Below are 652 nucleotides of genomic sequence, written 5' to 3' on the forward strand. Positions count from 1 at the left end.
GCTACGGCTTCCTGTCGGAAAGCGCCGCGTTCGCGCAGGCCGTGATCGACGCGGGCCTGACCTGGATCGGCCCCTCGCCCGAGGCCATCGCGCGCCTGGGCGACAAGGTCGAGGCGCGCAAGATCGCGCTCAAGGTCGGCGCGCCGCTGGTGGCCGGCACCTCCGAGCCCGTCAAGGACGCCAGCGAGGTCATCGCCTTCGCCGAGCAGCACGGCCTGCCCATCATCATCAAGGCCGCGTTCGGCGGCGGCGGCCGCGGCATGAAGGTCGCCTGGCGCATGGACGAAGTGGCCGAGCTGTACGACTCCGCCGTGCGCGAGGCTGTCACCGCCTTCGGGCGCGGCGAGTGTTTCGTCGAGCAATTCCTCGACCGGCCCCGCCATATCGAGGCGCAAGTGCTGGCCGACACCCACGGCAACGTGCTGGTGCTGGGCACGCGCGACTGCTCGCTGCAGCGGCGCAACCAGAAGCTGGTGGAAGAGGCGCCCGCGCCCTTCCTCTCCGACGACCAGCGCGCGCGCATCCACCAGGCCGCGCACGACATCTGCGCCGAGGCGGGCTACGCCAGCGCGGGCACGGTGGAGTTTCTGCTCAGCGGCAGCGGCGCCATCTCGTTCCTCGAAGTGAACACGCGCCTGCAGGTGGAGCACCC

General features: G+C 71.2%; 1 protein-coding gene. It reads left to right on the plus strand.

Annotated elements, in window-relative coordinates; translation table 11 throughout:
- Positions 1-652 (plus strand): ATP-binding protein (locus AC27KI_RS26670; RefSeq protein WP_487116902.1); only part of this gene is annotated, 652 nt, incomplete at both ends.

This window comes from Acidovorax sp. KPB24-03 (assembly GCF_057546605.1).